The organism is Paraburkholderia sp. (assembly GCF_036488505.1).
Lineage (GTDB): Bacteria > Pseudomonadota > Gammaproteobacteria > Burkholderiales > Burkholderiaceae > Paraburkholderia.
The window spans coordinates 1-3451 of record NZ_DASXHN010000021.1; the positions used below are offsets into that span (position 1 = coordinate 1).

Sequence of the window (3451 nt, forward strand, 5' to 3'; positions counted from 1 at the left end):
ACCACGACGGTCGTCGGGTTGTACTGCGGCACGTAGATCACTTGCGGGTCGGCTGGCTGGATCTTGATCACTTCCTTTTCGACCACCACGACCTGCTTGTCGTCGGACTTCAGATTGCCGGCCGACTGCGTTTGCCGGCGAAAGCGCTGGATCGCTTCGAGCACCGCGCCCTGATCGGTGACGACGGCTTCGCCCAGACTGATCGTCCAGTCGAGATCGGTGCTCATCTTCTTGACGACTTCGGGGTAGTTCACCAGAGCCTTCACCGGATCGTGCCAGGCGTCGTTGAGCTGCAGCGACTTGTTGCTCTTTCTCTGCTCGAGAAAGCGATCGGCCTGGACGATCTCCACCGGATAGGTGGAACCCGGCAAGATGATCGCGACGAGATCGTCCGGATAGAGCGCAATCGGCGCGACCAGCTGGTTCAGTTCCGCAGCCGTCATCGGTGCGGGCGCGGTGGCGGCCGCAGCCGCGGCGGGTGCCTGCGCGAAGGTGGCCGTGCCGAACAACACGCCGCAGCATGCGAGCAGCGCGGCGCCCCACAGATGGGCCGCGATCCGCACCGGCTCGCGTGCACGCGCCGTGGGCGAGTGCCGACGCGCGTCGCGTCGGTCGCATCGATCGCCTCGGTCGCGCGCAGCGGCGCACGTTGCGGACATCGCAAACGGGTTCCCGCTGTTGGAAGCACGTATCGCGCGCTCCATGGTTGCATCCCCTCACGCTGTTCCGTCGCGCGGCTTGCCGCGTTTGATAGCTAGCGATCCAAAGCAATCGAAAACGACACATGGACTTTTGCATAAACCATTGAATCAACGAAGTGCCACATCGCAAATACGACCTTGGTCCGATTGCGCCGGGCGGCCGCAACGCGCGATGATCAACGCGAACCTGCCATCACCGCGCGCTTTGCGCGGCGACCGGTCGCCGAGGACCGGTTTCTCAGAAACGCCAGTAGAGAACTCCAATGACGGTTGCCGGTTCCGCTGCGATACGCGCGAACAGGGCACAGAAGAACGGGCAGGGGCGACCTGCACTCGCGTCGACTCGCGCAAGGATCTGTCGTGAATACATTGACGAAGTACTGCATCGTCGCGTCGCTCGCGGCTTCGATATCGCTCGATGGCAGCGCGCAGTCGCGGCCCATCGCGTACCCGGCTCGCGGACAAAGCCCGCAGAAACAACAGCAGGACGAAGGCGCGTGCTACTCGTGGGCGAAGAGCAATACCGGCGTCGATCCGGCGGCGGTGGCCAATGCGCCGCCACCGCCTTCCGGTCCCGCGGTGGGCGGCGGCGAACGCGTGCAGGGCGCGGCGCGCGGCGCGGCCGGCGGCGCGGTCATCGGTGCGATCGCTGGCGACGCGGGCAAAGGCGCGGCGATCGGCGCGGCGACCGGCACCGCGGTGGGCGGCTCGCGCGCGCGGCAAAACCGGCGCGCGACCGCGGCATCGAGCCAGGCGCAGACCCAGGGCGCCATGGACACTTTCAATCGCGCGTTCGGCGCGTGCATGGAAGGCCGCGGCTATACGATCCGATGAGCGATCCGACGAGCGATCCGATGCGTCCCGGCATCGGGCGTGCGGCGCGCGGCGCCGCGCCTTTGAAACGCGCATCGCGCGGCATGGGCATGCGCACGCATTCCAGGAGGGCAACATGACCAATGGCAAACGCATCATCGCAGTGGCGCTCGCGTGTGTTGCAAACGCGGGTTTTGCGCAGACCGAGCCACCGGCAACGCCGCAGGTGACGACTCACAGCGAACCGGGCAAGGTCGTCGTGACGGGCACCATCAAGACGGTCTCGACGATCGTCGGTATTGAGCCGGGCACGCGAACCGTGTGGCTGAAAAGTCCGAAGGGCAAGGTCGTGCAGGTCGTCGTCGGCGAGGAGGCGCGCAATTTCGAGCAGCTGAAAATCGGCGACGTGGTCACGGCCGAGTATTCGCAAGCGCTGACCGTCACGCTGAAAAAGACCAATGCGCCGCTGACGGCCAATGAAACGCACACGGTCGAACGTGCGGCCGCGGGCGAGAAACCGGGCGGCTCGGCCGCGCGCGAAGTGACGGTCATCGCCAATGTCACCGCGGTCAATGCGCAGACCGGCGAGGTCACGCTGAAGGGCCCGCAAGGCAATTCGGTCGATGTGATCGTGCAGGATCCCGCGCAGCTCAAACGGATTAGGAAAGGCGATCAGATGGAGGTGGTCTACAACGAGGCGGTGGCGATTTCCGTGGAGCCGCAAGCCAGCAAGTAACCGGCAAATAGCAAGGCCGCACTCACCGGGCTGCCGGAGCCCGCGCGCGAGACGCGCGGCGGCGCCCGCCTGGGCGCTTGCCTCGCGTCAGATCACGAGGCGCCGCGCGCGCGTCAGCATGTCGCCCGCGGGCAGCAGGTCATCGCGCCTGAAACGCACCAGCGAAAATGCGCGCATCGCAGCCAGGCTCGCCGGCACGCGCGCGATGCGCAATTCGATTTGCGTCGCGGGCCGGGCATCGCGCTGCTCGACGACCACATTCATCGGGTCGAGCAGATAGTGCTTTGTGAGCACATGGAAATGCGATTCGGGCGCGCCGAGAACGCCGCAAATCACCTCCAGCTGCCGCTCGATCGCGTCGGTTCTGGGTGGCAATTGCGCGAGCGCCTCGTCGTTTTCCTTGATCTGCGCGCGCAGCCGCGCGACGTCGCCGAGCATCGACGACGCGTCGCTGCCGAGCAGCGAACGCACCCCCGTTCCCTGCCGCTCGAGAATCGCGACGCGGGTCTTCAGCAACGCGCGCTCGCGTTCCAGCGAATCCTGGCGCTGTGCTTCTCCGTCGATTTTGCCGAGTCCTTCCAGCACCAGCTGATCGACGATGCGCAAGCCGATTTCATGCCGCAGCGCGTGCTCCGACAGTGCGCACACGCGCACCTGATGATCGCTGAAGTTGACGGTCGTCTGCGCGACGTCGGTATGCGTCGCGTCGCCATGTTGCGCGACGCCTGATACGTGCCGCTCAGCGATCGCCATGCCGAGCACGGCGAAGGCTTCGTCCGCGTCCGGATGAATACGGAAATGAGCGCGCAGTTCCTCCGAGGCGCTCAAGGCCGCGCACACGTCATCGGGCGCCGCGAAAAACGCGTGGATATAAGGATCGCCGGCCCACGCGGCGGCGCTCGCTTCGCGCGCGGGCGGCACATCATCGACAAGCCGGCGCACATGACTCACCGCCTCGCGCGCGGCGCCGATCACGCGCGACTCGTAATCGCGTGCGAAGCGCAGTGACGGACTAAGCGCGACGACGCGTTCGACGATCTCCTTGAACTGCCGGAGATCGCCTGGCTCAGCGGTGCTTCGTCTGCTCAACCATCGCGACAGAATGCCCATGCGTGGCTCCGGTCGCGGTCAATCTTCGCTACGTTCGGGCATCAGCAGCGCGGTGATCGTGCGGTTCTTCCAGTACAGATTGTGGATGCGC

The 3451-nt window shown here is 65.9% G+C and carries 4 protein-coding genes; 2 read left to right on the forward strand and 2 right to left on the reverse strand.

What is annotated here, in order from left to right:
- Positions 1-563 (reverse strand): DUF3300 domain-containing protein (locus VGH68_RS01345; protein ID WP_331601705.1); only part of this gene is annotated, 563 nt, incomplete at its 3' end.
- Between the two features lie 498 nt (positions 564-1061).
- Here VGH68_RS01345 and VGH68_RS01350 point away from each other — a divergent pair.
- The gene (locus VGH68_RS01350) at positions 1062-1535 is read left to right on the forward strand and encodes a YMGG-like glycine zipper-containing protein (protein ID WP_331601706.1); all 474 of its coding nucleotides are present in this window, start codon (positions 1062-1064) and stop codon (positions 1533-1535) included.
- A 115-nt stretch (positions 1536-1650) separates the two neighbouring features.
- Positions 1651-2250, forward strand: a complete 600-nt coding sequence (locus VGH68_RS01355) for a hypothetical protein (protein ID WP_331601707.1) — start codon at positions 1651-1653, stop codon at positions 2248-2250.
- 87 nt (positions 2251-2337) lie between these two features.
- Here VGH68_RS01355 and VGH68_RS01360 read toward each other — a convergent pair whose 3' ends face one another.
- Positions 2338-3360 (reverse strand): hypothetical protein, encoded by a 1023-nt coding sequence (locus VGH68_RS01360; RefSeq protein WP_331601708.1) that lies wholly within the window; start codon positions 3358-3360, stop codon positions 2338-2340.
- Positions 3361-3451 lie beyond the last annotated feature (91 nt).